The following is a 26,525-nucleotide window of genomic DNA, read 5'->3' as shown; positions in this document are numbered from 1 at the left end:
GATCACCACGAACCATGTATCGAGCACGGCTCCGTCCGGCGACGCCTAGATGGGCGCCAGGCCGTCCCACGGTTCCTTGTCGGGGGCGGCCGCCTGGCCCTCGGGGCAGTGTCTGCGGAAGTCGCACCACGAGCACAACACGCCGGGCGACGGCGCGAACGTCTCGTCTGTGGCCTCGCCCGCGCGGTAGGCCTCGTCGGCCTCCTGGGCCTCGGCCGCGATCTGGTCGGCCCGGGACAGGTGGCGGGCCAGGGACTCGTCGGTGTGCTCCCACTCGACGACCTCGCCGGTCGGCAGGTGGTGCAGCTCCACGCGGTGACAGGGCCGTCGTAACACCCGGGCCGCCGCCACGGCGTAGACCGCCAGGGCCAGGGAGCCGCGTGCGTCGTCGCTGGTCAGCGGCCTGCGGCCGGTCTTGTAGTCGACCACCACCAGTTCGTCGCCGCGGCGGTCGAGGCGGTCGATGCGGCCCGACAGGGCCATCACCGACGTGCGGGTCGCGACGGTGCGCTCCACGCCGACCGGCTCGGCGGAGGGGTCGAGCGTGGCGGCGTAGCCGGAGACCATCTCGCGGGCCCGGTCGCGCCATCTCAGCGACTGTTCCGAGTCGCGGAAGCCCTCGGTGATCCAGCCGTTGGAGACCAGGATCGCCGCCGACAGCGGGGTGCGGCGCTCGTAAGGCTCCCGCCACCAGGCCGCCAGGGCGTTGTGGACCGACGCGCCCACGCTGTTGTGCGCCCACGGCGGGCCCTTCTGGGGCGCGGGACGGTCGAGGTAGGTGAACCGGTAACGCCGGCGGCAGTCGAGCCAGGAGTTGAGCCGCGACGGCGTGCACGAGAAGAGCCGCCGCGGCATTCCTTCCAGGGGGAGCTGCTCCACCGCGCTCAGTCGTCGTCGGCGTTGAGGCGGATGCCCGACACGCGGGTGCCGTCGGTCAGCGGGCTCTCCTGCTGCTCCTCGGGGGCGGCGGTCAGCGAACCGGAGAGCCACCGGTCGAACAGGGGCTCCAGGTCGCCGATCGTGGTCTCCTCGCCGTGGGCGGGCAGGACCCGGGTCTCGCCCGAGAGGGTGAAGAGCCGCTCGCCGATCGAGGTGAGCTGGTCGGCCAGGGCCGGGTATTCGCCGCCGAGCTTGCCCGGGCCGTCGGCCAGCAGGGTCTTGCCGGTGAAGACGACGCCCAGCGACTCGGCCAGGAGCGACACGCCGCCCGCCGTCACGCCCGGGGTGTTCATGACCTCGAGCTCGGTGTCGGCGACGGCGAACAAGCCCTCGTCCTCCATCTCGATGTCGGGCCAGGTGTCTTCCCAGGTCTGCCGCCACAGGCGCTTGTCTTTGGGGCCGAGGGCGATCACGGCCTCGTCGCGGGCGGCCACCTCGATGGCGCCGCCGACGTGGTCGGGCAGCCCGTGGGTGCAGATGACGGCGAGGACCTGCCGCTCGCCCACCTTCTCCAGGATCTTCTCCGCGTCGCGCGCGGGGTCGATGACGATGACCTCGTCGTCGTCTCCCACGATCCAGGTGTTGTTCTCAACCTTGTGCTCGACGTCGTCGATCTCGACGACCCCCGAGGTCACCACTCGCTCGATACGCGCTGTCACGAACAGCACTCTAGCCCGTTCCCGCCGCGCCTTCCCCCGCCAGACGTGGAGAGAACGCCCCGAACGGCACGTCCCACTCGAGATCGCGGAGATCGGCGAGCGCGAGCTGCATCAGGGTGATCAGATTTCCGGCCTCGGCGGGCCAGGCGACCATCCAGAGCCAGCGCCCGGCGGCCTCGCCGACATAGACGGCCCGGTCTCCCGGCACGCCGTCGGTCACCACCCAGAGCGGTATCGAGTGCCCGTCGACCTCGATCTTGGTGAGGGGAACGCCCGTGACGACGTCACCGGGGTCGGGGCCCGGCAGTCCGGCGTACGCCGACCCGAGGCCGACCCCCGGCTCCTCCGAGACGATCAGTACGTCGGCGGGCCCGTAACTGAGCGACGGCCCCGAGACGGCGACCACGGCGGCCCGGTCACCCGCCTCGGCGAACCCGGTCACCAGCCACCCGGCGGGCAGGGGCCACGGCACCCAGGCGGGCACGGCCGAGCCCCTGATCAGTTCGACGGCGGCCGGGCCGGGCCGGTGGGAGCGATGTGGCAGCACCTCGCCGTGCACGAGACACCGCCAGGCGCTCGACCAGAGGTTGGGTTCGCTCAGCGGGCCGAAGCACCGGGGACAGGTGGGCGCGGCTCTCACAGTTACTCACCGTGCTCCGATGCCCGGGACCCGTCAAGGCCTCCCGGGGCTTTTAGCCGTAATCTTGGTGTTATGCGCTGTGTTGGGGCAATCATCCGCGACACCGAGGGTCGCCTCCTGCTCATCCAGCGTGGCCACCCCCCGTCGGAGGGACTGTGGTCCCTGCCCGGCGGCCGCGTCGAGGAGGGCGAGACCGACGACGAGGCCCTGCGTCGCGAGATCCGCGAGGAGACCGGCCTGGAGATCCAGGTGGGCGCGCTGGCCGGGATGCTCGTGATCGGCTTCTACGAGATCTTCGACTACTACGCCCACGTGGTCGGCGGCGACCTCAGGCCGGGCGACGACGCGGCGGCGGCCGTGTGGGCAACCCCGGACGATCTCGTACGCCTGCCGCTGACGAAGGGCCTCCTCGACTTCCTCGACGAACTCTGATCGTTACGCGTCTCCCGACGACAGGGTGCTGCGCCAGATCGTGATGTTGTCGGTCGTGCTCGTCGTCGAGCGGCCCACCGCGATGACGCGCTGGCCCGAGATCGTCACCGCCTCCAGCCACTGCGCACCCGCCCCGCCGAGCCCGTCTTCCACGAGCCCGTGCCGGACCCACACCAGGCCGTCCTCCGACGCCCACACCGAACTGTCGACCTCGCTGCCGGTCCCGTGAGCGCCCACGGCGACGATGCCGCGCTCGCTCGCCGTCAGGTCGAGGACCACGGCCGGCGCCTCGGCGGGCAACCAGGCGAACTCCCAGTTCTCGCCGCCGTCGCCGCTCACGGCGGAGAACGGCCGGGTGCCGTCGTCGGTCAGGGCGGTCCCGGTCGCGATCAGCCTTCCGTCGCGCGCGACGATGTGGCGCAGCCCGGCCGACTGTGCGTCGTCGGGCAGCACCCGGTTCCTGGCCTCCCACTTCAGCCCGTCGGCGGAGACCCAGACGACCCCGTTCTCCCGTTCTGACCGGCCGGTCCCGCCGATGGCCACGAAACCGTCGTCGGTCGCGGCCACGTCGTGGATGCGCACCTCGGCGGCCCCGGCGGGCAGTTCGCCCACGCGGGTGAACTTCTTCAGGTCGGCGGTGAACCAGAGCGCGGGGCCGATCCCGGCGCCGGTCTGGTCCTCCCCGGCCAGCACGTAGCCCTTGGGCCCGGCGGCGACCGTCTGGGGCGCCAGGTAGTAGTGGCCCTCGGGCGCGGACATCTCCGGCCCCGGCCGCCACCCCTTGCCGTCGGACGACACCACCAGCAGCGGCTTGGTCACCAGCAGGTCGGCCATCGTGCTGCCGACGGCGAGCCAGCCCTTGGGACCGTAGGCGACGTCCGAGAGCGCCTGCCGGCCGGACCCGCCGAGCCACTGGGAGTTGATCGCCCGCCAGTTGGCCCCGTTGTTCCCGCTGGTCCAGATGCCCGCGTCGCCGTTGGCCGAGCCGACCGCCACGAACGCGCCCCCGGCCGCCAGCACGCCCGAGGTGTGGCGCGCCAGCCGGTTCAGGCCGGGCACGCTCTCCAGCGGCACGGCGCGGGCGGCCTTGCCCTTCTCGGCCGTCATCAGGACGGGCAGGTTCTCCACGTCACCGGCCCCGCGTTTGTCGCCACCGGCGACCAGGCGTCCGCTGTCGGTGATGGTCAGCCCCCGCAGCGTGCCCGGGATGACGCCGAGGTCGGCCCGTTTGCGCCAGTCGCGGCCGTCGTCGCTGGTGAAGAGGGCGTACTCCTCCCACGCCGACTCCACGACGGCGGCCAGGCCCGCTCCCGAGGCCGACAACCCGCGCACGCCGCTACCCGCCGGGCTGAGGGGCCCGATCGTCCCGCACGCGGTCCAGTTCTGGCCTTCGGGCGAGCAGTGGACCCGTACACCCGGACCGGGGAACCGCTGCCCGGTCGGCACCAGCACGAAGCCGTCGCCCGACGCCGCCAGCGCGCCCGTCTCGGGCCTGATGTCGGGCAGCGCCGTCGCCGTACGCAGCCACGACCGCCCCCCGTCGTCGGAGCGGAGGATCACCGTGGCGGTGCCGGACCCGGGTTCGGCCAGGGCGACGACCCGGTCTCCCTTGGCCACGACGGCCTTGACGGTGCGGATCATGTCGGGGGTGCCGATCCTGGGGGTCTCCACCCGCGTCCACGCCTGACCGTCGGCGGAGGTCCAGGCGACCGCGCCCGGCGTGCCGTCGGCCTGGACGGTGCTGCCGACGGCGACGAAGCCGGTGGCGGTCCGGGCCAGGTCGGTCACCCGGTCGGATTCGAGGAACATCCCGAGCCGGGCCGGATCGACCGCCGCCCACGACCGGCCGTCGGCCGACGTCCACATGCCCCGGCCCTCGGGCCCGGCGGGGTCGGTGCTGACCGCCAGCCACTTCCCGCCGCTCCCGACGACCCGGCCGGGCGATCCCGGCGCGGCCTCGTAGCCGGGCGGCCCGTTGACCTCGCCGAGCGTCCAGTCCTTGCCGTCGTTGGCCGAGACGATGAAGAGGGGCCGCGCGATGGCGCCGGTGGTGTCGGTGCCGACCGCCACGATCGTCGACCCCGACGAGGCGACCGAGGTCAGCACCTGCCGCGACCCGTTGCCGGGCAGCCCCGGGGCCTGGAACGCCGAGTCCCCCGACTGCCCGTCGCCGACCGCCAGCCGGATCCCCGACGTGGCCGGGGCCGTGGCCCACCGCACCACGAACAGCCCGAACGCCGCGGCCGTGATGACCGCCACGACGACCAGCAGCGGCAATCCGATCCTCGGCCGCCTGCGCTGCGCCCGGACCCCGCGCCGCCCGTGCTTCCCGCCCCGCGGCGGCCCCAGCGTGGCCAGCACGTCGGGCCGCAACGGCCGGCCCCCGGGCGGCTTCCCGATCCGCTCGGGCGAGGCCTGCCGAACAGCCGGAACCGCCGCCGGTACGTCCTTCTCCCGCCGCCCCGGCCCGAACTCGGGCTCGGGGACGAACTCGGGCTCCGCGGCGATGGCGGGCCGGACCCGGATGCCGTGCTCACGCGGCGGCCCGGAGGCGACCAGCTTGTCGGGATACTCCCTGCGCTCGGACCTCTCGTCGTCGTCGGGCCGCTGCGGGGTCGAGTAGGGCCGGTGATGCCGGGGCGGAAAATCAGAGGGGCGGTTCTGCCGCAAGGAAGGGTCGGGCGGATAGATGCCCTCGGGCGTCGCCTCTTCGCTCCGGAGGGCGGGGTCGACGGGATACATGGGCTCGACACCGGGCGGCAGTGCCCCCTCCCGAGCGCCACGGGACCCCGCGTCACTCGCCGCGCCCAGCGATCGACCGGTCTCGGCATAAGGGTCGGCACCCCGCGAACTGCCGAGCCCTTCGACCGCCGCGACCTCTCGTGGCCGCTCGGGGCCAGGCAAGGGCCCCTCCGGTCCGGCGGAGTCGCCCTCGCCCGAGGGCGCCGGCGGCGGGGGTAACGGGGATTTGCCGAGGGGCCAGATCACCTGGTCCTGGGGTTCGCCCGGTCGAGGGCCGATCGGGCCGTGGCGGCGTTCGCCCAGGGCCTCGAAGGGTAACGAGCCGATCGCGCGCCGGGGCTGGGTCGTCTCCAGGTCGCCCGGCCGGGGCTCCGGCTCGTCGAGGTCGGCCGCGGCGTCGTAGGGGCGGCGGCCGCGTACCGGAGGGTCTTCGGGCGTCGGAGCGGCGAAGGGGGGCAGGGCCCAGGGTGAGGTGCGCGGGCGGGGACTCTCCTCAGGGGTCGTGGCAGGGCCCGGTGGCGAGTGATGGAGCTTCGGGGGCACATCCGGCTGCTCCTCGTCTTCGGGGGGCACGGCCACTTACCTCCTCTATCAGGACCGTTCCACATATGTCTGGGAGGGACGTAATCCCTCTGATACCCCTCCCGCAACCCACGATCACCTCCTCTCTAGTGAGATTTATCCGCCCTCCACCGAAATTCCCGACTTACGAGCAAGAACCACGACACCAACCCCAAAAACGCCAAATTGCACGATCGTTCCCACCAGGGTCTGCCAGGGCAGCGAACCCTGCTCCAGCGCCGAGCCGAGTTCCCCCGCCACCGCCGCGATCCCGAACGCCCCCACGTTGTTCACCGCGTGCAGCGCGATGGCCGCCTCAAGCCCGCCGGTGCGTACCGACACCCACCCCATCAGCACGCCGAACCCGAACGTATAGGCGATCCCGAAGTCGGTGTAGCCGTGGAAGGCCGCGAAGACGGCCGCCGAGATGACGATCCCCCACCAGGGATTGCGCAAATAGGCGCCGAAAGCCTGAACCACCCAGCCCCGGAACGCGTACTCCTCTGCAGCCGCCTGCACGGGCACGAGGACAAGGATCACCACCAGCGGCACGAGCAGATTCGACCAGCCCGCCCAGCCGTATCCCGGAGAGACCCCCGTCGCCAGCAGGGTCAGGCTCTGGGCCGCCTCCCCCAGCACCACCGCGAGGACAGCCAATGGAACGCATCGCAGGAGCCACCGCCATCGCAGCCGTCCCGCGACCGAGGAAAGGGTGCCGGGCGGGCGCCGCTGCACCAGCCAGGCCGCCCCCAGCACGATGGGGATCATGATCGCGATCGCCACGAGCTGGAAGGCGAGGTCGAGCACGGGGTTCTCGAACAGGATCCGGCCCGGGGACGTCGCCGTCGGCAGGCCTCCGGCCACGGCCAGGAGCACCGCGGCCAGGCCCATCGCCGCCGTCAGGGCGACGTAGACGACCACGATCAGCAGAGTCCCGAGCGGAGGCCGCCACCAGCGGTGCACCGGGGTGCGCGCGAGCTGGTCGTACCGCGAACCCGGAGGCGGCGGGACGATCCACGACGTGAGCGATGGCTGCTGGATCACGCCCCCATTCTCATCCCAGACGAGTGCGCATTAGTCCACAGACAGACGCGCCCCGCCGCGATTCACTCTGGGGCAGTAAACAAACCCAGGAGAGACGGAACATGAGCCGGCTAGGACCCATTTACACATTGGCCGTCGGAGTGGTGATGACCGCGGGCCTGACGGTGGCCAGCGCGACCGCCTCACCCCAGATCCAGGAGACCTCGGCCGTCCCGGCGGCGGCCGGGGCCGACCCGCTCGCCACGCCCGGGGTGACCGAGGAGGCCACCCCCGACGCGACCCAGGAACCCGAAGAGGTGGCCGCCCCCGAACCGGAGGAGGACCCCACCCCGAAGAAGGCCGACTACGCCGGCGTCGTCGACCAGAACGGCGGCCTGATCGCCATCTCGATCAGGAACGGCAAGGTCGTCGGCTACTTCTGCGACGGCAAGATCGAGGCGTGGCTGAGGGGCACCGCCGCGGACAACACGGTCACCCTCGAAGGCAAGGACACCCTGGTCACCGCCGCCCTGCGCGGCGGCAAGGCGCAGGGCCGCATCGAGTACAAGGACAAGAGCTGGCGCTTCTCCGCCGCCACGGTGAAGAAGCCCTCGGGTCTCTACCGCGCCACCGCCCAGGTCCGCGGCGCCCGCGTCGTCGGCGGCTGGATCAAGCTGCCCAACGGCCAGTCGGTCGGCCGCATCATGCTCGGCGAGAACTCCGGCGAGGCCGCGGCGGCCTTCGACGGCGGCGTCCAGGAGTGGTACGGCATCCCCCTCACCCCCCAGGACCCCGACCAGTTCATCGACTCCTTCCTGGCCCCGGCCTCCTGAATCCCGACGCCCCCCGAACGCTTGAGAGCCTGAGATGTCTCACACCCAAGTCGCCCCGCAGAACCGTGGCGCCGTCGCCCTCCTCGTCGTCCCCGTCTTCGCCGGCGGGCTGGTCGCCGCCGCCCTCGGCGTGTACGGCGAACTGCACCCCCCGACCGGTTTCGCCTACGGCCTGGCCGGGTTCTCCGGCCCGCTGGCCATGAAGGTCTGGCTGACCACACTCGCCGCGCTGCTGGCGATCGTGCAGGTGTTCTCGGCGTTCGCCATCTGGGGCAGGATCCCGGTGCGGGGTTCCTGGCCCGGACCGGTGCACCGCTGGTCGGGACGCCTGGCGTTCCTGGCCACCGTGCCGGTCGCCTTCCACTGCCTCTACTCGGTGGGCGCGCGCTACGACGACCCGCGCGTCATGTTCCACTCGATCTTCGGCTGCCTCTTCTACGGCGTGTTCGTCACGAAGATGTTGTCGCTGCCCAAGCGCGGCCTGCCCGGCTGGGTGCTGCCCGTGGCCGGGGGGCTCGTCTTCACCCTGCTGATCGGCCTCTGGCTGACCTCGTCGTTCTGGTTCTTCACCACGATCGGCGTGAAGTTCTAGGCGCGCTTCAGGGCCGCTCGAAGCTCTTCTTCCGGGCGAGCCCTGCGGCGCGGCCCTTGGCCGCCACCACCAGCGCCATCTTGCGCGACGCCTCGTCGATCATCTCGTCGCCGAGCATGACCGCGCCGCGCCGCTCGACCGTCGTGTAGTAGTCGTAGGCGTCGAGGATGAGCTCGGCGTGGTCGTAGTCGTCCTGCGCGGGTGAGAAGACCTCGTTCCCGGCGTCGATCTGCCCGGGGTGCAGCACCCACTTCCCGTCGAACCCCAGCGCCGCCGCCCGCGCCGCGACCCGGCGGAACCCGTCGACGTCCTTGATCTGCAGGTAGGGGCCGTCGATCGCCTGGAGGCCGTGGGCCCTGGCCGCCATGAGGATGCGCATCAGGATGTAGTGGTAGGCGTCGCCCTCGGCGTAGCCGGGCGGCTGTTCCCCGACCACGAGCGTGCGCATGCCGATCGACGCCATGAAGTCGGCCGGCCCGAAGACGAGCGTCTCGACCCGGGGCGAGGCCCGGGCGATCTCGTCGACGTTCACCAGCCCCCGGGCGCTCTCGATCTGCGCCTCGATCCCGATTCCGCCGACGGGCAGCCCGGCGGCCTTCTCGACCTGGGTCAGCAGCACGTCGAGCCACCGGACGTGGGACGCGTCCTCGACCTTGGGCAACATCAGGCAGTGGAGCCGGTCGCCCGCGCCCTCGACCACCTCGATGACGTCGCGGTAGGTCCACGAGGTCGACAGGTCGTTGACCCGCACGACGACGGTCTTCGCGCCCCAGTCGCCCTCTTTCAGCGCGGCGACGACGTTGCCCCGCGCCGACTCCTTGGCCAGCGGGGCCACCGAGTCCTCCAGGTCGAGGAACACCTCGTCGGCCGGCAACCCCTGGGCCTTCTCCAGGAATCGGGGGTTGCTCCCGGGGACCGCCAGACACGTACGACGCGCGCGCATGGGCCCAACCCTACAAAGCGGGGCGGTGGACGTTGTGCCGGGGCGCATACAGGCTCTCCAGGTGGTCTATGTGATTAATAGGGAGGTAATGCCTCTTCCATCAGGGAGTCCAGAGATGTCCCGAGCCGTCGCCGCGAGCCGTCCCGCGGTTCTGTCCGACCTCATCCCCGGCACGATCGTCCGCGACGTCGCGCTCGTCGTCGGCGCCGCCGCGCTGACCGGTCTGGCCGCCCAGGTGGCGTTCCCGGTGCCGGGCAGCCCCGTGCCGGTGACCCTCCAGACCTTCGCCGTGCTGCTGTCGGGCGCCACCCTCGGCCTGTGGCGGGCCGCCGCCGGCATGGCCCTCTACCTGCTCGCGGGCCTGGCGGGCGTGCCGTGGTTCACCGCCGCGGGCGACGCCACGCTCGGCTACGTCGTCGGCTTCTTCCTGGCCGCGTCGGTCGTCGGCGCGCTGGCCGGGCGGGGCGGCGACCGCACCGTCGGCAGGACCGTCGTCACCATGGTCGTCGGCACGGTCCTGATCTACCTCGTCGGCGTGCCGTGGCTGGCCGTGGCCGCCGACATGAGCCTGGCGACCGCGATCGAGAAGGGCGTCGTGCCCTTCCTCGTCGGTGACGGGCTGAAGATCCTGGTCGCCGCCGGACTGCTTCCCGCGGCGTGGAAAATCGCCTCCTGACAGGCGTTTTGACCTGTGGAAAACTGGCGGTCATGAGCCTCGCGTTGATCGAAGACGCCGCGAAGCGGTCGAGCGTGTTGTGGGTGGTGCTGCCCGAGGGCACCCGCCTGGCCTGGCACGTCTGGCATGACGACGCCATCTACATGGTGGTCGGGGGCGGGGAGCAGAACCTCCCCGGCCTCACCGCCCAGCACGAGATCGAGGTCGTGCTCCGGAGCAAGGACAACGGCGCCCAGCTCGTCCGCTTCCCGGCGGCGGTCGAGGTCGTCGACCAGAAGACCAGCCCGGAGGTGGTGGCCGCCCTCGCCAAGGAGCGGCTGAACGCCACCGACGCGGCCGGGCTGCCCGCCCGGTGGGCCAAGCGGTCGTCGGTGGTCCGGCTCAGGCCGACGGGTTGAGCACGGGCTCGCGCGCGGCGGGCGCCTCCGCGGGGGCCCGCCGTACGGTCGCCGTCTGGGCCAGCAGCGCGCCGAGCAGCACCACCGCGCCACCGATGATCTGGTAGGCGCCCAGCGCCTCCCCCAGCAGGACATAGGCGATCAGCGCGCCGGTGATGACCTCCAGCGAGGCCACCGTCGCCCCCACCGCCGCCGAGAGCCGCCGCACCGCCGTCACCCCGGCGATGTACGCCACCACCGTCGCCACCAGGATCAGCCAGCCGGCCGCCCCGGCGACCGGCAGGGTGTTGCCCGCCACGGTCACCGCGTCGCCGAAGACCGCCCACTCGATCGACCAGGGCCGGGCGAACGGCAGCAGCACGACCGCCGCGCCGATCATGCCCCAGGCCACCAGGCCCAGCGGGTCGACGTGCAGGTTGTCGCTCATCAGGAAGTATCCGGCGCAACACGCCGCCGCCAGCAGGGCCAGGATCAGCCCGATGGCGTCGAGCCGCAGCCCGTCCCAGACCTCGACCACGACCGCCAGCCCGGCCACCGCGATCACCGCGCCGATGTAGGCCCCCTTCGGCAGCCTGATCCGGCGGACGAACCGCACCCAGAGCACCACCAGGACCGGCGAGGTGTACTCGATCAGCAACGTGACGCCGACGGGCAGCCGCTGGATGGCCAGGAAGTACAGGGCCTGCACCCCGGCGACGGCGACCAGGGCGTACACCCCGAAGAAGAGCCACTGGGAACGGGGGATGCGCAGCGCGGCGGGCCGCAGCAGCGCCAGCGCGGCCAGGAGCAGCAGCCCGGCGCCGGCCATGCGCACCCACACCGACTCCAGCGGGGCGAGCCCGGCGGCGTTCAGATACTTCGCCATGGGTCCGGAGAACCCGAAGCACACGGCGGACACGGCCGCGATTCCAAGGCTGACTGACCGGATCATGACTCTTCCCTGTAACTACCGTTGACCTACTTTGATCCTGTCATATCCAACCCGACCGGGGCATCCCCATAACCTGCCAGCGTGGAGCGGATCTTCGTGGCCCGGCTGGCCGGGCTCGCGGTGTTCGATCCCGCCGGTGACAAGATCGGCCGGATCCGGGACGTGGTCGTCGCACTGCGCGGCCCGCTGCCCCCGCGCGTCCACGGCTACGTCGTGGAGGTCCAGCCCCGCCGCCGGGTCTTCCTGCCCGTCACCCGGGTGATCTCGGTGGAGGCGGGGGCGGTCATCTTCACCGGACGCCTCAACCTGCGCCGCTTCGAGCAGCGCGAGTCGGAGACCCTCGCGATCGGCGAGCTCCTCGACCTGAAGATCACTGTCGAAGGCGAGCCAGGCACCGTCCTCGACCTGGCCATGGAGCAGCCGAACCCGCCCGACTGGCTGATCACCAAGGTCGCCTTCCGGCGCGGCACCCGCCGCAGGGGCGAGACCACGGTCGTCGACTGGGGCCAGGTCAGCGGCTTCGAGGTGGCGCAGAAGGACCAGGGCGCCCAGAGCCTGCTGGCCGCCTTCGACGCCATGCGCCCCGCCGACCTCGCCGGCGTGCTCCAGGAGCTCCCCGGCAAGCGGATGGCCGAGGTCGCCGCCGCGCTCAACGACGACCGGCTGGCCGACGTGCTGGAGGAACTCCCCGAACGCGACCAGGTCACGGTGCTGGGCAACCTCGACGTCGAACGGGCCGCCGACGTGCTGGAGCACATGGGCCCCGACGACGCCGCCGACCTGCTCCAGGAGCTCCCGTCCGAACAGGCCGAGCGCCTGCTGGCCCTGATGATCCCCGAAGAGGCCGATCCGGTACGCCGCCTCCTGGGCTACGCCGAGGACACCGCCGGCGGCATGATGACCACCGAGCCCGTCATCCTGCCCCCCAACGCCACCGTCGCCGAGGCGCTGGCCCGGCTGCGCGTGCGCGAGCAGCCGCCGTCGATCGCCGCCCAGGTCTTCGTGGCCCGCCCGCCGACCGAGACCCCCACCGGCCGCTACCTCGGCATCGCCCACATCCAGCGGCTGCTCCGCGAGCCCAGCTTCGCCCTGATCGGCTCCCTCGTCGACGGCAGCGTCGACCCGATCAGGCCCGAGTTCTACCTCCCCGAGGTGGCCTCCTACCTGGCCACCTACAACCTGGTGGCGGCCCCGGTGATCGACGAGGACGGCCGCCTGATCGGCGCGGTCACGGTCGACGACGTCCTGGACCACCTGCTGCCCGAAGACTGGCGGGAGCGACATGACTGAAGGCCGGCTCGACCAGCCCCGCGAACTGCGCAGGCAACTGCCCATCCGCTACGACCCCGAGGCGTTCGGCAAGTGGTCGGAGAAGTTCGCCCGCTTCCTGGGCACGGCCCGGTTCCTCGTCTACATGACCGCCTTCGTGACCGTCTGGGTCGCCTGGAACACCCTGAGCCCACTGCGGTTCGACCCCTACCCCTTCATCTTCCTGACCCTGATCCTCTCGCTCCAGGCGTCGTACGCCGCCCCGCTGATCCTGCTCGCGCAGAACCGGCAGGACGACCGCGACCGCGTCCAGGGCGAGCAGGACCGCCACGCGGCGGAGCAGAACCGGGCCGAGCTCGAATATCTGACCCGGGAGATCGCCTCGCTGCGCATCGCCCTCGGTGAGGTCGCCACGCGCGACTTCATCAAGGCCGAGGCCGAGTGGCTAGTCGACCAGCTTGACGGCAAGAGCGGCACACTGCCCTAGCTCGGCCCCGCTCAACCGCTCGACGAACTGGGCCCGCACACCACGCAGGTAGGTCGGGGTGGCCTCGTCGAGCAGAGCCGTGCCCTTGTCGGTGAGCACGGCGTAGAGGCCGCGCGCATCGCTCGGGCAGGCCTGCCGTTCGACCAGGCCGTCGCGTTGCAGCCGGTCGATCAGCCGGGTCAGCCCGCTGCGCGACAGCAGCACCCGGTCGGCGAGGTCGTTCATCCGCAGCCGCTTGTAGGGCGCCTCGGACAGTTGGAGCAGCACGTCGTACGAGGCCATCGCCAGATCGTGGGACTCCAGGAGGTCGGATTCGATGCTCCGGGTGATCCGCATCTGGGCACGCTGCATCGTGCGCCAGACCTCGATTTGTTCCGCCGACAGGACAGGCGGACTTGTCGGACTCACGCGCGCAATCTTAGAGGTGCGACCTCGATTCGTAGGACTGGTCGCCAGTTCGTAGCATGACTACATGGCACCGACCCCAGAAGTGGTGACCGCGGCCCTGGCGACGGTCAACGACCCCGAGATCCGCCGGCCGATCACCGAGCTCGACATGGTCAAGAGCATCGACATCGCCCCTGACGGGCTGGTGCGCGTAGGCGTCTTCCTCACGGTCGCCGGCTGTCCGATGAGAGACACCATCACCCGCGACATCACGGCCGCCGTCTCCAAACTCGACGGCGTCACGCGCGTCTCCGTCGAGATGGACGTGATGAGCGCCGAGCAACGTAAAACTCTGCAAACGAAACTGCGCGGCAACCGGGGCCCCGAGAAGGAGATCCCGTTCGCCCAGCCCGGCTCGCTGACCCGCGTCTTCGCGGTCGCCAGCGGCAAGGGCGGCGTCGGCAAGTCGTCGGTGACGGTCAACCTGGCCGCCGCGATGGCCTCATCGGGCCTCAAGGTGGGCGTCGTCGACGCCGACATCTACGGCCACAGCATCCCGCGCATGCTGGGCGTCGGCGAGCGGCCGACCAAGGTCGAAGACATGATCATGCCGCCGGTGGCCCACGACATCAAGGTCATCTCGGTCGGCATGTTCAAGCCCGAGGGCAACAACCCGGTGGTCTGGCGCGGCCCCATGCTCGACCGGGCGCTCCACCAGTTCCTCGCCGACGTGTTCTGGGGCGACCTCGACGTCCTGCTGATGGACCTGCCGCCGGGCACCGGCGACATCGCGATCTCGGTCGCGCAGCGCATGCCGTCGGCCGAGATCCTCGTGGTCACCACCCCGCAGCAGGCCGCCGCCGAGGTGGCCGAGCGGGCCGGTTCGATCGCCGCCCACACCCACCAGCAGATCGCCGGCGTCATCGAGAACATGTCCTGGTTGCCCTGCCCCCACTGCGACGAGCGCATCTCGGTCTTCGGCGAGGGCGGCGGCCAGACCGTCGCCGACGCCCTGACCCGCACCCTCGGCTCCCGGGTGCCGCTGCTGGGCCAGATCCCGATCGACACCCGCCTCCGCGAGGGCGGCGACGAGGGCAAGCCCCTCGTCCTCACCGACCCCGACGCCCCGGCCGCCGCCGAACTCCGCCGCATCGCCGCGGGCCTCAGCAAGAAGAAGGGCGGCCTCAAGGGCATGAAGCTCGACATCAGCCCCGCCGGCCGCTAGATCTCCTTCTTCTCCGTTACGGCTCCGCCGACCCTGGCAGCCGCCCGCCGCCTCCGGTCCGCGCCGTAACCGCCGCCGACCGGCCGCGCCCGGGCAAAACGAAAGGCCCGCTCCTCTGGGAGCGGGCCTTTCCGTTCGCCTCAGGTGGCCTCGTTGTCATAGGGCGGGATCTCGCCCGCCGTCAGCTCCACCGTCACCGGAGGGGGCGGCGGGTCGGCCGCGGCCGTCTCCTCCGGGGTGGCGTTCCAGTCCTTCTCGACGTCGTCGAGCAGGTGCTTGCGGACGAAGTTCTTGGGGTTGAGGTCGGTCGGGTCGAAGTTCTTGAACTCCGGCCCCAGGTTGGCCTCAAGGTCGGTGCGCGCGTTGTTGGCCATCTGCCGGAGCTGCCGGAGCGTGCGGCCCGCCTGCGAGGCCACTCCCGGCAGCTTCTCCGGCCCGAACACGAGCAACGCGATCACTACAAGCGCCAGGATCTCCGCCCAGCCGAGTCCGAACACCGTAGATCTCCCTTGCCCTGCCCTAACCGTCGTGAATCAGACTAGTACCAGGGCAGGCGTGCTCACGAGGGCTGGGCCGACGGAGCCGGCGCCGCCCCTATCACGACATCGACTGTTCGCTCGGCGCCCGCCCGGCTGTATTTGAACGGGACCCGGTCACCCGGCGTCTTGCTGCGGATCGTGACGATCAGCTCGCGGCTGTCGCTGATCGGCTGCCCGTCGACCTCGAGGATCACGTCGCCCGCCCGGAGCCCGGCCTTGTCGGCGGGCCCCTGCGGGGTGATCGGCGGAACCCCCCGATCGGGCGCGTCGGCGATCCGGACGCCCTGACCCTGGTAGTTCTGGTCGATCGTGATCCCGATCCGGGACGTGCGGGCCGAGCCGGTCGAGATGAGCTCCTCGGCGATCCGGCGGACCTGGTTGACCGGGATGGCGAAGCCCAGGCCGATGCTGCCCGACTGCTGCCCGCCGAGTTGCTGACCCGCCCCTATCGTGGCGATGGCCGAGTTGACGCCGATGACCTCGCCCCGGCCGTTGACCAGCGGGCCGCCCGAGTTTCCGGGGTTGATCGCCGCGTCGGTCTGGATGGCGTTGATCAGCGCCGAGTCGCGCCCGCTCTCACCGCCCGCCTCGACGGGCCGGTTGAGCGAGCTGACGATGCCGGTGGTGACCGTGCCGCTCAGGCCGAGAGGCGAGCCGATCGCGATGACCGGGTCGCCGACCACCATCGAGTCGGAGTTGCCCAGCGCCACCTCGGGCGAGCCGAACGTCTCGTCGGGCTTCACCACGGCGATGTCGGAGTTGGGGTCGCGTCCCACGATCTGCGCGCTGGTCGACTCGCGGTTGGCGAACCGGATGCGGATCCCCCCGCCCGACCGAGCGGCGGCGGCCACGACGTGGTTGTTGGTGACGATGTAGCCGCCCCGGATCAGGAACCCCGACCCGGTGCCCGACTGCCCGCTGCCCTGCACTTCGAGCGAGACCACGCTGGGCAGCACCTTGGCCGCCACCCCGGCGACCGACTCGGGCGCCCGCCCCGTCGGCGCGGCGGCCGGGGCCGGGATCGCGTAGCCGGGGTCGATGCCGGCGGTCGGGCGGGTCAGCAGATAGGTCCCGCACGACGCCGCGCCTCCGGCCACCAGCGCGACCACCAGGCCCAGCGCGGCCAGGGTGCCGGTCCGGGGACCGGCGCGGCGCTCCCGCCGGGGCAACTCGGGCATCCCGCCGGGCGGCGGCGCCCACCCCTGCCCCATGCCATAGGCGTTGGGCGGCGGGGGCGGCGGGAAATAGGTCTGGGTCGGCTCTCCACCGGGAAGCGGAGGCGGCGGATGGGCCGCGCCCGGCTGCTGGGGCCGACGGGGGGCGTGCTCTTCCTCGCCCCACTCGCCCGCCGGATAGAACTCAGGCCGCCCGTACGCGTCGTCGTCACGCGTGTCGTCGGTCATCGGTGCAGTCACTCCCAGCGGTTGTGGCGGGGCCGCCACCCAGTCTCGGCTACCTCGGGGCAGATTCCGACGCGGGCCACCCCCGGCTTTCGGCCGTCAGCGTCTCGCTCCAGGCATACGACCCGTGTCACGCCAGATCGTATGCCGTCTCACTGCCCAGACGCGGTGCCGGTTAGTCGCGTCAAGGAACAAGCTTGGGCGAGGGACCGGGCGACGGAGAACCCGGCAGCCGGCTGTGGGGCGACGCGGTGACCTGCGGGGGGAACATCATCTCAGGCGCGGGGGCAGGGCGAGGTTCGCCGTTGACCAGGAAGAGCGACCCGAGGGCGACCGCCGCCGAGGCCACCCCGACCGCGACGTAACCGGCCGCGCGGCGGCGGGGGCTACGGCCGGGGCCGGTCGCGCCAAAAGGACGGCGGGCCGGGCGGGTGTCGGCGGGCGCGATGCTGTAGGGGCCGGGAAGCTGCCGGGGCGGCTGACCCGGTAGCTGGCGGGCCGGAGGGCCCATGTCTCCCAACCGCAGCAGCGACATCGTCAAATCGGCCGGCATGGCGGGCGGGTCGAGGGAGCGCAGGCGGCTCTTCAGCGCCCGCATCCCGTCGACCTCGGCCCGGCAGTCGGCGCAGAACGTGAGATGGGCGAGGGCGCGCTCGCGCTCGTGGTGCGCGAGCTCACCGTCGATCAGCGCGGAAACGCGCTCACCAAGATGCGTCATGCTCCCTCCCGGGTGAACGATGAAGGGGGAAGCTGGTCACCGCGCGGCGCGCGGTGATCGAGCGCGTCACGCAGTTGCGCGCGCGCCCGGTGGATGCGGCTGCGGACGGTGCCGAGCTTGACGCCCAGCGTCGCCGCGATCTCCTCGTAGGAGAGGCCCTCGATGTCGCAGAGCACCACGGCGGCCCGGAAATCAGGCGCCAGCGCGTCGAGCGCGGCCTGGATGTCGGCGTCGAGGTGGTTGTCGTCGTAGGCCCGCTCGGGGGACGGCTCGCGGCCGTGCATGCGCTCGGCGGCGTCGTCGGCCAGCCCCTCGAACCTGATCCGCTGCTTGCGGCGGGCGCCGTCGAGGAACAGGTTGGTGGTGATGCGGTGCAACCAGCCCTCGAACGTGCCCGGCTGGTAGCTGGACAAGGAGCGGAACACCCGGACGAAGACCTCTTGGGTCAGGTCTTCGGCGTCGTGGACGTTGCCGGTCAGCCGGTAGGCCAGCCGGTATACCCGTGCCGAGTGGTTTCTGACGACCTCCTCCCAGGTGGGAGGTGTCCAGGTGGACGCCTCAGCACCCGCCTGGTGGTCGTGATCGTCCACCGGCAATCCTCTCTCCAGGACCGTTGCTACAGCCATAGTGCCTGGTTTCGCCCCTTCCTGCGTACCAGCGGCGAACGGGCTGAACAAAGACCGTTCAAAGCTGCAACGTCCCCGTTGCGGCGTGAGTTCCCGATCGGGGCGTACTCCCCTACGCTTGCCAACCATGAACACGGCGAGCCTGGCCCATGCGGAGGACTTCGTCCCGGAGGACGACGTCCTGCGCAACGCGCGACAGCGCGGCGAGGAGGTGGGCGCCCCGCCCATCCTGCCCGGCGGGGGCGCCGCGCTCTGTTTCCTGGCGACCGCGGTCAACGCGCGGTCGGTGGTCGAGATCGGCACCGGCTGCGGCGTCTCGGGCCTGTGGCTGCTGCGGGGAATGCGTTCTGACGGCACGCTGACCAGCGTCGACGTCGAGCCCGAACACCAGCGGCTGGCCCGGCAGACCTTCGCCGAGGCGGGGTTCGCCAGCGGGCGCACCCGGCTGATCGTCGGGCGGGCCCTCGACGTGCTGCCGCGGCTGGCCGACGGCGGCTACGACCTGGTCTTCTGCGACGCCGCCAAGCAGGAATACGGCGACTACCTGAGCGAGGCGCTGCGGTTGCTGCGGCCCGGCGGGATCGTGGCCTTCGACAACGCCCTGTGGCACGACAGGGTGGCCGACCCCACGCAGCGCGACCCCGAATCGGTCGCGGTCCGCGAGGTCGGCCGTCTGGTCAGGAACGACGAGCGGCTGCGCCCGCTCATGCTGCCGCTGGGCGACGGCCTGCTCGCCGCCGTCAAGCTGACGAACTGAGCCAGTCGAGCAGCAGCCGGACGCCGAAGCCGGTGCCGCCCTTCTCGTTGCGGGCCGGGCCGGCGATGTCGAGGTGGGCCCAGGGCCGGTCGCCGGTGAACTCCCGCAGGAACAGCGCGGCCGTGACCGAGCCCGCCCCGGTGCCGCCCTTCGTCTCGATGTTGGCGATGTCGGCGACGTCGGAGTCGAGACCGGCCCGATAGTCGGCCAGCAGGGGCATCCGCCACAACCGCTCGCCGGTCCGGCCCGCCGCCGCCAGCAGGCCGCCGGCCAGGGCGTCGTCGGTGGCGTAGAGCGCGCCGAAGCCGGTGCCCAGGGCGACCTTGGCGGCGCCGGTCAGGGTGGCGATGTCGATCATCACGTCGGGGTCGAGGTTGCGGTCGGCGTAAGCCAGCGCGTCGGCCATCACCAGGCGGCCCTCGGCGTCGGTGTTCAGCACCTCGACGGTCCGGCCGCCGTACTGGGTGATCACGTCGCTGGGGCGCTGGGCGTTGCCGCCGAAGGAGTTCTCGGCGCAGGCGATCAGGCCGGTGACCTTGACCGGCACGTCGAAGGCCGTCAGAGCCGAGATGACGGCGATCACGGCGGCGCCGCCGGCCATGTCGGTCTTCATGTCCTTCATGGACGCCGACGGCTTCAGCGACAGGCCGCCGGTGTCGAAGGTGATGCCCTTGCCGACCAGCACGACGTGGCGGGTGGCGCCCTCGGGGGCGTAGGTCATCGTGATCAGGCAGGGCGGGTTGACCGAGCCCTGGCCGACGGCGCGGATGCCGCCGAAGCCGACCAGCTCGGTGTCGACGGTGACCTCGACGCCCTCGCCCGCCAGCGCGATCGCCTGCTCGGCCAGCCAGGCCGGGGACTTGATCGAGGCGGGGGTGTTGGTCAGGTCGCGGGCGTCGCTGGTGGCCTTGGCCACCGCCTTGCCGCGGGCGACCGCGGCGGCGTCGGCGCCCGACAGGACGATCTCGTGGACGGGCGTGGTCTTCGGCTCGCCCAGCTTGAAGGTGTAGGTGCCCAGGAGGGCCCCGGCGACCAGTTCGGCCACGTCGCCCTCGGGCGGGGCGACGATGGTCAGGCGGTCGCGGCCCTGGACGCGGCCGGCCAGGGCGGCCCCCGCCTTGCGGAGATCGGCCGCCGCGGGGCCGGTGCCGTACAGGAGGACGCGGCGCACGCCGTCGGCGGCGGCGACGGGTATCTCGACGACCTCTCCGGGCTCGCCCTTGGCCTCGTAGTGCGCGAGCAGGGCCGGCGCGGAGACCGGCAGCTCGACGTCGGGGGCCAGGTCGGGGCCGAACGGGACGGCGAGGAACTCGGCGTCGCCCTCCGCATGCGCCACGGTGGTCACGGTGGTCTCTATGGGCACGGTCTCTCCACGTCGGGATGGAAGCAGGACACGGACCGCGCAGGCCGACCGTGCCCTGCCCCAAAGAAAGGAATGCGGCCCCGGCGCGGAGATCCGCGGCGGGGCCGACGTCGCTCGATATCCGGCTGTAGTCAGCCGACCACGTTCTTCAGCGCGTCACCGAGGGCGCTGGCCTCATCCGCCGATAGCTCGACGACAAGCCGGCCGCCACCTTCGAGCGGGACCCGCATGACGATGCCCCGGCCTTCCTTGGTGACTTCCAGCGGACCGTCACCAGTCCGCGGCTTCATCGCCGCCATGCGTGTATCCCTTCCCGCGTTGTCGGCCGTCCAATGAAGGGTGGCCGGCGCATTCACGTCTTCTGTGATGTCCTATTATCCCGCCTCCGGGTTCAAAAAGGTAACGGGAGAGGACTCGGTTGAGGATCAAAGCGGTTCGCCTATGGATTGTGGGCGGCAGTTCCTGACTCCACACTGGGTGAGATGAACGCCCGAGCCGCGCTTTTCGACCTCTACGGCGACCATCTGCGCAGCCGGGGAGGCCAGGCGTCGGTGGCCGCCCTGGTCCGGCTGCTGGCGCCCCTGGAGATCGCCGCGCCCGCCGTCCGGACCGCGATCTCGCGGATGGTCCGGCAGGGGTGGCTCGATCCGGTCCGGTTGCCGCACGGCCCCGGCTACGCGGCCACGCCGAAGTGCGTGCGCCGTCTCGACGAGGCGGCGGCCCGGGTCTACCGGGGCGGCACGATCACCTGGCCGGGCCGCTGGCACCTGCTGGTGATCGAACCCGTCCGCGACCGGGCCCGGCGGGAGCGCCTGCGGGCCCACCTGTCCTTCCTCGGGTACGCCCCCCTCTCGGAGACCACCTGGATCGGCCCCCGGGCCTCGCCCGAACTCGACCAGCTCGACCTGCGCGCCGACCGCTTCGAGGCGGTGCTCGACGGAGATCCGGTCGATCTGCTGGCCAGGGCCTGGGATCTCGACGCGATCGGCCGCGCCTACGAGGAGTGGCTCGCGGGGGCCCGGCCGCTGGTCGACGAACTGCCCGACGACGCCCCCGACGACCAGGTCTTCGCGGTCAGGTCGCGGCTCGTGCACACCTGGCGCAACTTCCTGTTCCGCGATCCGGGGCTCCCGGCGGCGCTGCTGCCCTCGGGCTGGCCGGGCGACAAGGCGCGGGCCTATTTCGAGCAGGAGGCGTCGCGGCTGATGCCGAGGGCGGCGGCGTTCGTGGAACGGACCCTCACGTCCTAGCGACGCAGCCCTCGATGTGGTCGTCGACCAGGCCGATCGCCTGCATCAGGGCGTAGGCGGTGGTGGGGCCGACGAACCGGAAGCCCTTCTTCTTGAGCTCCTTGGCCAGCGCTTGGGAGTTCACCGTGGAGGAGGGGATGTCGGCCATGGTCTTGCGCACCGGGGAGTCGGGCTCGGCGTACTTCCAGACCAGGGCCGACAGGCCTTCGGGGAGTTCCAGGGCGGCTCTCGCGTTGGCGACGGCGGCATCGACCTTGGCCCGGTTGCGGACGATCCCGGCGTCGGCCATCAGGCGTTCGACGTCTTTCTCGGTGTAGGCCGCCACCTTCTCGATGACGAAGCCGTCGAAGGCCCGGCGGAAGTTCTCGCGCTTGCGCAGGATCGTGATCCACGCCAGGCCCGACTGGAAGGCCTCCAGCGTGACGCGTTCGTAGACCTTGTCGTCGCCGTGGACCGGACGGCCCCACTCGTGGTCGTGGTAGTCGAGGTAGAGCTGATCGCTGGTGGCCCAGGCGCAGCGGACGATCTCTACCATGCCTCTTCCGAATCGAGCGACTTGGCCTGGAGGCGGCTCGCCATGAGCTCGGCCACCTTCTGCTCCAGGACGGCGATGCGGGTGTCTCGGTCGCGGATGGCGGTCGCGGCCCGCTGGAGGGTCTCGTCGACGGAACCGGTGTGGTAGCCGACCAGGCCGACCGGGAACTGCACGGTCACCAGGTCGACGGCGGTCACCTGGGCAGCGTCGGGGAGCTCCAGCGGCGGCACGTCGGGCGGGAACTCCGCCATCGCCCCGCCCTGGCCCATAGACACCCAGACCACGCAGCCCACGACCGCGAGCGCGGCGAGAACGAGTACGACCAGCACATACGAATCGTGCCACATGTGCCGAGCGTGAGAGCATCGAGGACGTGGCAACAGAGATCATCGAGCTGCCGGCCGACCTCGACGAGGCCATCGCCGTGGCCGCCGTCGTCACCTGGCGCGGCCCGGCCGAGTTCCGCCCGGCCGACCCGGCCCACGCCGAGGCGATCGCGCAGGCGGTGGCCATGACCGAGGCCATCGCCGGGCGCAGGCCACCGGCCCTGGCCCGGCGCGGGCTCGCCTAAGCCTCGTCGAGCCCGGGGATGATCCGGGGGACGGAGTGTTCCAGCAGGTCGAACGCCTCTTCGACGGTCGTGGCCCACGAGATGCCGTCGAAGACGTCGGGGCGGGTGAAACCCTGGTCGTACATGCCGTCGACGAGGGTTCTCAGCGGGCTGTAGAGGCCCCACGGGTCGAGCAGGACCAGGGGCCTCTGGTGGATGCCGAGGACCCGGGCGGTCCAGATCTCGAAGAGTTCCTCCATGGTGCCGATGCCGCCCGGGAGGACCAGGAAGGCCTCGGAACGGGCGTCCATGACGCTCTTGCGCTCGCGCATGCCGGTCGTTACGACCAGCTCGGTCGAGTCGGTGTCGGCGATCTCGATGTCCACCAGGACCTGGGGGATCACGCCGATCGTCTGGGCGCCGCCGGCGCGGGCGGCGCGGGCGACCTCGCCCATGCACGACACGATCGCGCCCCCGCTGACGAGGTGGTGGCCGCGCCGGGCCAGCTCGGCGCCGACGTCGGCGGCCAGCCGGAAGTACTTCGGGTCGATCTTCTGGGAGGAGGCGCAGAAAACGCAGACGAACATTACTGCGCGTCTCCCACGAGGCTGGCCTCCTCCTCGCGGCGGCGGTCGGCCTCCACGATGATCCGCACGGCCTCGTCGACGTCGTCGGTGACCCGGATCAGGTCGACGTCCTGCGGGGAGATCTTGCCCTCGCCGAGGAGCGACGAATTGATCCAATCGACCATCGGGCCCCAGAACGACGAGCCCATGAGGATCACCGGGAACGAGGTGACCTTGCGGGTCTGGACGAGCGTCAGCGCCTCGAACAGCTCGTCGAGGGTGCCGAAGCCGCCCGGGAGGGTGACGAAGCCGCACGAGTACTTGACGAACATGGTCTTGCGGACGAAGAAGTAGCGGAACTCGACGCCCAGGTTGACGTATTCGTTCATCGACTGTTCGTGGGGGAGCTCGATGCCGAGGCCCACGGAGATGCCGCCGGCCTCCACGGCGCCCTTGTTGGCGGCCTCCATGCAGCCGGGGCCGCCGCCGGTGATGACGCCGTAGCCGGCGTCGGCGAGCGCGGCCCCGAGGCGGACGCCGAGCTCGTAGTCGGGCGAGCCGGGCTTGGTGCGGGCCGAGCCGAAGACGGTGACCGAGGGCGGGATCTCGGCCAGGGAGCCGAAGCCCTCGACGAACTCGGCCTGGATGCGCAGCACCCGCCACGGGTCCATGTGGAGCCAGTCGGCCGGTCCGCGCCGGTCGAGCAGGCGCTGGTCGTGGGTGGAGTCGGGCACCATCTCGCCTCGGAGGAGCTGGGGGCCCTGGCGACGTTCACGGCGAATCGTGTTCATGGGACGCCACGCTAGCCCCTCAGGGTGACCGTGGAAAAAATCTTGAGAATCCGCACGGAACCGTGGAACCGGATTTCGTTCAGGCCTCGTCTAACAGTCGAGGGTGCTGCTCGGGACGGAAAGTGGCTTTCCCCGCCAAATGGCCGGCGAGGAAAGCCACTTTCTTCTTTCTGCGGCCAGTTTGCTCAGGTCAACCACTGGGTCATGACCCGCTCGGCCTCGACGATCTTGTCGAGTTCGACGTATTCGTCGACTTTGTGGGCCATCGCGGGATCGCCCGGTCCATAGTTCACCGCCGGAACTCCGAGTGCGGAGAAACGGGCCACATCGGTCCATGCGACCTTCGCCCGGGGTTCGCCGCCGACCACTCTCGTGAATGCCGCCGCGACCGGGTGATCGAGGCCGGGCCGGGCGCCGGGGGCCGAGTCGGTGATCGTCACCTCGAAGCCGTCGAAGACCTCGCGCAGGTGGTTCTGGGCCTGCTCCTCGGTGAGGTCGGGGGCGAAGCGGTAGTTGACCGTCACCACGCACTCGTCGGGGATGACGTTCCCCGCGTGGCCGCCGCGGATCAGCACGGCGTTGAGGCCCTCGTGGTATTCGAGGCCGTCGACGACGGGCCGCCTGGGCTCGTAGCCGGCGAGGCGGTTCAGGATCTGGGCGGCGCCGTGGATCGCGTTGAACCCCAGCCAGCTCCGGGCGCTGTGGGCGCGTACGCCCCGGGAGAGGATCTCGGCCCTGATGGTGCCCTGGCAGCCGCCCTCGATCACGCCGTCGGTCGGCTCCATCAGCACGGCGAAGTCGCCGCGCACCCAGTCGGGGTGTTCGCGCACCAGCAGGGCGAGGCCGTTGCGGGCCGCCTCGACCTCCTCCTGGTCGTAGAAGACGAGCGTCAGGTCGCGGTTGGGGGCGCTGAGAAGGGCCAGTTTGAGCTGTACGGCCACGCCGGCCTTCATGTCGGTGCCGCCGCAGCCGATCAGGCGGTTCCCCTCGACCCGGCTCGGCACGTTGCCCGCGATCGGCACGGTGTCGAGGTGACCGGCCACGACGACGCGCTCGGCCCGGCCCAGGGAGGTGCGGGCCACCACGTTGTTGCCGTGGCGGTCGACGGTCAGGTGGGGCAGCCGCCGCAGCGCCTCCTCGATCGCGTCGGCCAGGGCCTTCTCGTCACCGCTCTCGGATCGGACGTCCACCAGATCGGCGGTCAGCGTCCTCACGTCCTGATCAAGTCGCATGTCTGCCGAGCCTACGGCAGGGCCCCGAGAAGGTAGGTTCTTGGGCTGTGACGAGCCGTCCCTCCAGAACAGCACTGACCATCGTGGCCATCGTGGTCGTTTTGGCGGGAGCGATCTTCTTCGCCGGTTACCAGCTGATGAAGAAGACCGAGCCGTTCGTGCTGGGCGAGGGCTGCACGGTCACCGTCCCGTCGGGCACGCTCGACCTCGATCTCGAACAGTCGCAGGTGGCGGCCACCATCGCGGCCGTCGCGGCCCGGCGCAGGCTGCCCAAGCAGGCGCTGGAGATCGCCTACATCACGGCGATCCAGGAGTCGAAGATGACCAACATCGCCTTCGGCGACCGCGACTCGGTCGGCATCTTCCAGCAGCGGCCCTCCCAGGGCTGGGGCACGGTCAAGCAGATCATGGACCCGGTCTACTCCACCCGCCGCTTCTTCGCCGCCCTGGAGAAGGTCGACGGCTACCTCGACATGAGCCTCCACGACGCCGCCCAGGCCGTGCAGCGGTCGGCCGACGGCGGCGCCTACGCCGACCACCGGCGCAGCGCCGAGATCCTGGCCACCGCCTTCCGCGGCGACCAGCCCCGGGCGGTCCACTGCTGGTATCCGCCGAAGGAGTCGCCGCCCCCGCCGCAGGAGGCCGCCGCGAAGAAGGAGTTCACCCGGGCCAGGGGCGCCTCCAGGGAAGACTGGCTGAAGGCCACCTGGTTCGTCACCCACGCCCCCGTCTACGGGCTGCGCCAGGTCGTGCACGACGGATACGTGTGGACCGCCTCCGCCGGTCAGGACGGCTGGCAGCCGGTGCCCGAGGGTTAGGGCTTCCTGTCGACCTGGATCGAGCCGGGCGTCAGGGGTGAGGCGTAGGAGGCGACCCACTGGCCGCCCTGGACCCGCTGGAACGACAACAACCGCCCGTCGTGGGCGCGGTAGTCGGCGAAGTCGAGCAGGCCCCGCTCGGGCAGGCCGGTCATGCCCTCGGCCCGGTAGGCGACGGTGCCCCGGTCGCCGGGGAAGAACTCGACGCCCTCCATGATCAGCATGCTCTTGGCCGGGACCATGCCCTGGGCCGGGACCGGCGTCCACAACATGACCTCAAGGCCCTCAGGCCGCTCCTGGACCGAGAGCCAGTGGACCCGGCGGCTGCCGTCGTCGAGCAGGTGCTCGGTCCACTCGTCGCCCTGCCGCATCAGGTGCAGCGCGCCGATGGCCTTGAACCGGGTCCCCTCGACGGTGGCGGTGTCGCCGACCTGGAGGGTGCGGGGATCGAAATAGTCGAGTTCGTCGAATTCGTCGAACACGTCGGCCTCGACTGCCGTACGGGCCCGGCCACGCCCCTGCCGGCGAGCGGTGGCGAAGTAGGCGACCAGCACGACGACCACCGCCGCGAGGCACAGAACGAGCACCACCGCTGTCGTCATGGCGCGCGATCCTATCAACACAAACGCGCCATATCCGCCCG

Annotated in this window: 32 protein-coding genes; 12 read left to right on the top strand and 20 right to left on the bottom strand. The window is 71.3% G+C overall.

The window, feature by feature from the left end; translation table 11 throughout:
* Nucleotides 1-45 precede the first annotated feature (45 nt).
* The 3 genes from AW273_RS31040 to AW273_RS31030 are packed head-to-tail and all read right to left on the bottom strand — an operon-like array spanning nt 46 to nt 2,238.
* Complete coding sequence (locus tag AW273_RS31040) at nt 46-855, bottom strand: RecB family exonuclease (RefSeq protein ID WP_198168449.1); 810 nt, start codon at nt 853-855, stop codon at nt 46-48.
* Between the two features lie 29 nt (nt 856-884).
* Nucleotides 885-1,598 (bottom strand): MBL fold metallo-hydrolase, encoded by a 714-nt coding sequence (locus tag AW273_RS31035; RefSeq protein ID WP_062356160.1) that lies wholly within the window; start codon nt 1,596-1,598, stop codon nt 885-887.
* A gap of 10 nt (nt 1,599-1,608) precedes the next feature.
* Nucleotides 1,609-2,238, bottom strand: coding sequence for a DUF6758 family protein (locus AW273_RS31030; RefSeq protein WP_062356033.1), 630 nt, complete (start codon nt 2,236-2,238; stop codon nt 1,609-1,611).
* A 72-nt stretch (nt 2,239-2,310) separates the two neighbouring features.
* Between AW273_RS31030 and AW273_RS31025 the strand changes: the two genes are divergently transcribed.
* Nucleotides 2,311-2,670, top strand: coding sequence for an NUDIX hydrolase (locus AW273_RS31025; RefSeq protein WP_062356029.1), 360 nt, complete (start codon nt 2,311-2,313; stop codon nt 2,668-2,670).
* 3 nt (nt 2,671-2,673) lie between these two features.
* Here the strand turns inward: AW273_RS31025 and AW273_RS31020 are convergent, their stop codons facing one another.
* Together AW273_RS31020 and AW273_RS31015 are read right to left on the bottom strand one after the other, a co-directional pair.
* Nucleotides 2,674-5,991, bottom strand: a complete 3,318-nt coding sequence (locus tag AW273_RS31020; RefSeq protein ID WP_157556358.1) for a beta propeller repeat protein — start codon at nt 5,989-5,991, stop codon at nt 2,674-2,676.
* Nucleotides 5,992-6,090: 99 nt separating this feature from the next.
* Nucleotides 6,091-7,017 (bottom strand): CPBP family intramembrane glutamic endopeptidase, encoded by a 927-nt coding sequence (locus tag AW273_RS31015; RefSeq protein ID WP_062356013.1) that lies wholly within the window; start codon nt 7,015-7,017, stop codon nt 6,091-6,093.
* 146 nt (nt 7,018-7,163) lie between these two features.
* On the opposite strand from AW273_RS31015, the gene AW273_RS31010 reads away from it, so the two are divergent.
* Nucleotides 7,164-7,829 carry a hypothetical protein gene (locus AW273_RS31010; RefSeq protein ID WP_157556356.1) on the top strand — a complete coding sequence of 222 codons (666 nt, stop codon included), beginning with the start codon at nt 7,164-7,166 and terminating at the stop codon, nt 7,827-7,829.
* A gap of 34 nt (nt 7,830-7,863) precedes the next feature.
* Nucleotides 7,864-8,421, top strand: a complete 558-nt coding sequence (locus AW273_RS31005) for a DUF6529 family protein (RefSeq protein WP_062356007.1) — start codon at nt 7,864-7,866, stop codon at nt 8,419-8,421.
* Nucleotides 8,422-8,428: 7 nt separating this feature from the next.
* On the opposite strand, the gene AW273_RS31000 is transcribed toward AW273_RS31005, so the two are convergent.
* Complete coding sequence (locus AW273_RS31000; RefSeq protein ID WP_083950179.1) at nt 8,429-9,364, bottom strand: HpcH/HpaI aldolase/citrate lyase family protein; 936 nt, start codon at nt 9,362-9,364, stop codon at nt 8,429-8,431.
* Between the two features lie 115 nt (nt 9,365-9,479).
* On the opposite strand from AW273_RS31000, the gene AW273_RS30995 reads away from it, so the two are divergent.
* Together AW273_RS30995 and AW273_RS30990 are read left to right on the top strand one after the other, a co-directional pair.
* Nucleotides 9,480-10,040, top strand: coding sequence for a biotin transporter BioY (locus AW273_RS30995; protein ID WP_062356001.1), 561 nt, complete (start codon nt 9,480-9,482; stop codon nt 10,038-10,040).
* 32 nt (nt 10,041-10,072) lie between these two features.
* Nucleotides 10,073-10,438 carry a hypothetical protein gene (locus AW273_RS30990; RefSeq protein WP_062355998.1) on the top strand — a complete coding sequence of 122 codons (366 nt, stop codon included), beginning with the start codon at nt 10,073-10,075 and terminating at the stop codon, nt 10,436-10,438.
* On the opposite strand, the gene AW273_RS30985 is transcribed toward AW273_RS30990, so the two are convergent.
* Nucleotides 10,422-11,369, bottom strand: coding sequence for an EamA family transporter (locus AW273_RS30985; RefSeq protein ID WP_062355995.1), 948 nt, complete (start codon nt 11,367-11,369; stop codon nt 10,422-10,424). The two genes, AW273_RS30990 and AW273_RS30985, sit on opposite strands and share 17 nt — an antisense overlap.
* Nucleotides 11,370-11,450: 81 nt before the next feature.
* Between AW273_RS30985 and AW273_RS30980 the strand changes: the two genes are divergently transcribed.
* Nucleotides 11,451-12,659 carry a magnesium transporter MgtE N-terminal domain-containing protein gene (locus AW273_RS30980; protein WP_062355992.1) on the top strand — a complete coding sequence of 403 codons (1,209 nt, stop codon included), beginning with the start codon at nt 11,451-11,453 and terminating at the stop codon, nt 12,657-12,659.
* Nucleotides 12,652-13,125 (top strand): DUF1003 domain-containing protein, encoded by a 474-nt coding sequence (locus AW273_RS30975; RefSeq protein ID WP_062355989.1) that lies wholly within the window; start codon nt 12,652-12,654, stop codon nt 13,123-13,125. Before AW273_RS30980 ends, AW273_RS30975 begins: the two co-directional genes overlap by 8 nt.
* On the opposite strand, the gene AW273_RS30970 is transcribed toward AW273_RS30975, so the two are convergent.
* Nucleotides 13,084-13,533: a MarR family winged helix-turn-helix transcriptional regulator gene (locus AW273_RS30970; RefSeq protein WP_232327683.1), complete on the bottom strand. Its 450-nt coding sequence runs from the start codon at nt 13,531-13,533 to the stop codon at nt 13,084-13,086. The two genes, AW273_RS30975 and AW273_RS30970, sit on opposite strands and share 42 nt — an antisense overlap.
* A 64-nt stretch (nt 13,534-13,597) precedes the next feature.
* Here AW273_RS30970 and AW273_RS30965 point away from each other — a divergent pair, with 64 nt between their 5' ends.
* On the top strand, nt 13,598-14,737 hold the full coding sequence (locus AW273_RS30965) for an Mrp/NBP35 family ATP-binding protein (RefSeq protein WP_083950178.1): 1,140 nt from the start codon (nt 13,598-13,600) through the stop codon (nt 14,735-14,737).
* 140 nt (nt 14,738-14,877) lie between these two features.
* Here AW273_RS30965 and AW273_RS30960 read toward each other — a convergent pair whose 3' ends face one another.
* From AW273_RS30960 to sigE, 4 genes are all read right to left on the bottom strand, one after another.
* Nucleotides 14,878-15,234: a sec-independent translocase gene (locus AW273_RS30960; protein WP_062355983.1), complete on the bottom strand. Its 357-nt coding sequence runs from the start codon at nt 15,232-15,234 to the stop codon at nt 14,878-14,880.
* A 62-nt stretch (nt 15,235-15,296) separates the two neighbouring features.
* The gene (locus AW273_RS30955; protein WP_062355980.1) at nt 15,297-16,679 is read right to left on the bottom strand and encodes a S1C family serine protease; all 1,383 of its coding nucleotides are present in this window, start codon (nt 16,677-16,679) and stop codon (nt 15,297-15,299) included.
* 181 nt (nt 16,680-16,860) lie between these two features.
* Nucleotides 16,861-17,394, bottom strand: a complete 534-nt coding sequence (locus AW273_RS30950; protein ID WP_062355977.1) for an anti-sigma factor family protein — start codon at nt 17,392-17,394, stop codon at nt 16,861-16,863.
* Nucleotides 17,391-18,020 carry an RNA polymerase sigma factor SigE gene (gene sigE / locus AW273_RS30945; protein ID WP_062355973.1) on the bottom strand — a complete coding sequence of 210 codons (630 nt, stop codon included), beginning with the start codon at nt 18,018-18,020 and terminating at the stop codon, nt 17,391-17,393. Before sigE ends, AW273_RS30950 begins: the two co-directional genes overlap by 4 nt.
* A gap of 127 nt (nt 18,021-18,147) precedes the next feature.
* On the opposite strand from sigE, the gene AW273_RS30940 reads away from it, so the two are divergent.
* The gene (locus tag AW273_RS30940; protein WP_062355969.1) at nt 18,148-18,777 is read left to right on the top strand and encodes an O-methyltransferase; all 630 of its coding nucleotides are present in this window, start codon (nt 18,148-18,150) and stop codon (nt 18,775-18,777) included.
* Here AW273_RS30940 and AW273_RS30935 read toward each other — a convergent pair.
* Complete coding sequence (locus tag AW273_RS30935; protein WP_062355966.1) at nt 18,761-20,140, bottom strand: leucyl aminopeptidase family protein; 1,380 nt, start codon at nt 20,138-20,140, stop codon at nt 18,761-18,763. The genes AW273_RS30940 and AW273_RS30935 overlap by 17 nt on opposite strands.
* Nucleotides 20,141-20,271: 131 nt before the next feature.
* On the bottom strand, nt 20,272-20,439 hold the full coding sequence (locus AW273_RS36680; protein WP_083502187.1) for a DUF3117 domain-containing protein: 168 nt from the start codon (nt 20,437-20,439) through the stop codon (nt 20,272-20,274).
* Between the two features lie 183 nt (nt 20,440-20,622).
* Here AW273_RS36680 and AW273_RS30930 point away from each other — a divergent pair, with 183 nt between their 5' ends.
* A complete protein-coding gene (locus tag AW273_RS30930) occupies nt 20,623-21,390 on the top strand; it encodes a PaaX family transcriptional regulator (protein ID WP_062355963.1) in 768 nt (255 codons plus the stop codon).
* On the opposite strand, the gene AW273_RS30925 is transcribed toward AW273_RS30930, so the two are convergent.
* Nucleotides 21,380-21,925 carry a DNA-3-methyladenine glycosylase I gene (locus AW273_RS30925; RefSeq protein ID WP_062355960.1) on the bottom strand — a complete coding sequence of 182 codons (546 nt, stop codon included), beginning with the start codon at nt 21,923-21,925 and terminating at the stop codon, nt 21,380-21,382. The two genes, AW273_RS30930 and AW273_RS30925, sit on opposite strands and share 11 nt — an antisense overlap.
* On the bottom strand, nt 21,919-22,254 hold the full coding sequence (locus AW273_RS30920) for a hypothetical protein (RefSeq protein ID WP_062339040.1): 336 nt from the start codon (nt 22,252-22,254) through the stop codon (nt 21,919-21,921). Before AW273_RS30920 ends, AW273_RS30925 begins: the two co-directional genes overlap by 7 nt.
* Nucleotides 22,255-22,298: 44 nt before the next feature.
* Between AW273_RS30920 and AW273_RS30915 the strand changes: the two genes are divergently transcribed.
* Nucleotides 22,299-22,496: a hypothetical protein gene (locus AW273_RS30915; RefSeq protein ID WP_062355957.1), complete on the top strand. Its 198-nt coding sequence runs from the start codon at nt 22,299-22,301 to the stop codon at nt 22,494-22,496.
* On the opposite strand, the gene AW273_RS30910 is transcribed toward AW273_RS30915, so the two are convergent.
* The 3 genes from AW273_RS30910 to dapE form a co-directional block, all read right to left on the bottom strand.
* Nucleotides 22,493-23,062, bottom strand: a complete 570-nt coding sequence (locus AW273_RS30910; protein ID WP_062355954.1) for an LOG family protein — start codon at nt 23,060-23,062, stop codon at nt 22,493-22,495. The genes AW273_RS30915 and AW273_RS30910 overlap by 4 nt on opposite strands.
* Nucleotides 23,062-23,832 (bottom strand): LOG family protein, encoded by a 771-nt coding sequence (locus AW273_RS30905; RefSeq protein ID WP_062355951.1) that lies wholly within the window; start codon nt 23,830-23,832, stop codon nt 23,062-23,064. Before AW273_RS30905 ends, AW273_RS30910 begins: the two co-directional genes overlap by 1 nt.
* A 185-nt stretch (nt 23,833-24,017) precedes the next feature.
* A complete protein-coding gene (gene dapE / locus AW273_RS30900) occupies nt 24,018-25,064 on the bottom strand; it encodes a succinyl-diaminopimelate desuccinylase (protein WP_062355948.1) in 1,047 nt (348 codons plus the stop codon).
* 47 nt (nt 25,065-25,111) lie between these two features.
* On the opposite strand from dapE, the gene AW273_RS30895 reads away from it, so the two are divergent.
* The gene (locus AW273_RS30895) at nt 25,112-25,882 is read left to right on the top strand and encodes a hypothetical protein (RefSeq protein WP_063910166.1); all 771 of its coding nucleotides are present in this window, start codon (nt 25,112-25,114) and stop codon (nt 25,880-25,882) included.
* On the opposite strand, the gene AW273_RS30890 is transcribed toward AW273_RS30895, so the two are convergent.
* Nucleotides 25,879-26,484 carry a DUF4178 domain-containing protein gene (locus tag AW273_RS30890; protein WP_062355945.1) on the bottom strand — a complete coding sequence of 202 codons (606 nt, stop codon included), beginning with the start codon at nt 26,482-26,484 and terminating at the stop codon, nt 25,879-25,881. The genes AW273_RS30895 and AW273_RS30890 overlap by 4 nt on opposite strands.
* Nucleotides 26,485-26,525: the final 41 nt, after the last annotated feature.

Origin of the sequence: Herbidospora yilanensis (genome assembly GCF_001570565.1) — a bacterium.
Lineage (GTDB): Bacteria > Actinomycetota > Actinomycetes > Streptosporangiales > Streptosporangiaceae > Herbidospora > Herbidospora yilanensis.
This window is presented reverse-complemented; position numbering and strand designations above follow the sequence as displayed.

Coding starts and splice junctions, on each gene's coding strand:
- AW273_RS30930 (WP_062355963.1), top strand. CDS start 20,623: ATGAACGCCCGAGCCGCGCTTTTCGACCTCTACGGCGACCATCTGCGC.
- AW273_RS30990 (WP_062355998.1), top strand. CDS start 10,073: ATGAGCCTCGCGTTGATCGAAGACGCCGCGAAGCGGTCGAGCGTGTTG.
- AW273_RS31010 (WP_157556356.1), top strand. CDS start 7,164: ATGACCGCGGGCCTGACGGTGGCCAGCGCGACCGCCTCACCCCAGATC.
- AW273_RS30995 (WP_062356001.1), top strand. CDS start 9,480: ATGTCCCGAGCCGTCGCCGCGAGCCGTCCCGCGGTTCTGTCCGACCTC.
- AW273_RS31005 (WP_062356007.1), top strand. CDS start 7,864: ATGTCTCACACCCAAGTCGCCCCGCAGAACCGTGGCGCCGTCGCCCTC.
- AW273_RS30940 (WP_062355969.1), top strand. CDS start 18,148: ATGAACACGGCGAGCCTGGCCCATGCGGAGGACTTCGTCCCGGAGGAC.
- AW273_RS36680 (WP_083502187.1), bottom strand. CDS start 20,439: ATGGCGGCGATGAAGCCGCGGACTGGTGACGGTCCGCTGGAAGTCACC.
- AW273_RS31000 (WP_083950179.1), bottom strand. CDS start 9,364: ATGCGCGCGCGTCGTACGTGTCTGGCGGTCCCCGGGAGCAACCCCCGA.
- AW273_RS30890 (WP_062355945.1), bottom strand. CDS start 26,484: ATGACGACAGCGGTGGTGCTCGTTCTGTGCCTCGCGGCGGTGGTCGTC.
- AW273_RS31025 (WP_062356029.1), top strand. CDS start 2,311: ATGCGCTGTGTTGGGGCAATCATCCGCGACACCGAGGGTCGCCTCCTG.
- AW273_RS30975 (WP_062355989.1), top strand. CDS start 12,652: ATGACTGAAGGCCGGCTCGACCAGCCCCGCGAACTGCGCAGGCAACTG.
- sigE (WP_062355973.1), bottom strand. CDS start 18,020: ATGGCTGTAGCAACGGTCCTGGAGAGAGGATTGCCGGTGGACGATCAC.
- AW273_RS30905 (WP_062355951.1), bottom strand. CDS start 23,832: ATGAACACGATTCGCCGTGAACGTCGCCAGGGCCCCCAGCTCCTCCGA.
- AW273_RS30955 (WP_062355980.1), bottom strand. CDS start 16,679: ATGACCGACGACACGCGTGACGACGACGCGTACGGGCGGCCTGAGTTC.
- AW273_RS30925 (WP_062355960.1), bottom strand. CDS start 21,925: ATGGTAGAGATCGTCCGCTGCGCCTGGGCCACCAGCGATCAGCTCTAC.
- AW273_RS30965 (WP_083950178.1), top strand. CDS start 13,598: ATGGCACCGACCCCAGAAGTGGTGACCGCGGCCCTGGCGACGGTCAAC.
- AW273_RS31040 (WP_198168449.1), bottom strand. CDS start 855: ATGCCGCGGCGGCTCTTCTCGTGCACGCCGTCGCGGCTCAACTCCTGG.
- dapE (WP_062355948.1), bottom strand. CDS start 25,064: ATGCGACTTGATCAGGACGTGAGGACGCTGACCGCCGATCTGGTGGAC.
- AW273_RS30985 (WP_062355995.1), bottom strand. CDS start 11,369: ATGATCCGGTCAGTCAGCCTTGGAATCGCGGCCGTGTCCGCCGTGTGC.
- AW273_RS30910 (WP_062355954.1), bottom strand. CDS start 23,062: ATGTTCGTCTGCGTTTTCTGCGCCTCCTCCCAGAAGATCGACCCGAAG.
- AW273_RS30950 (WP_062355977.1), bottom strand. CDS start 17,394: ATGACGCATCTTGGTGAGCGCGTTTCCGCGCTGATCGACGGTGAGCTC.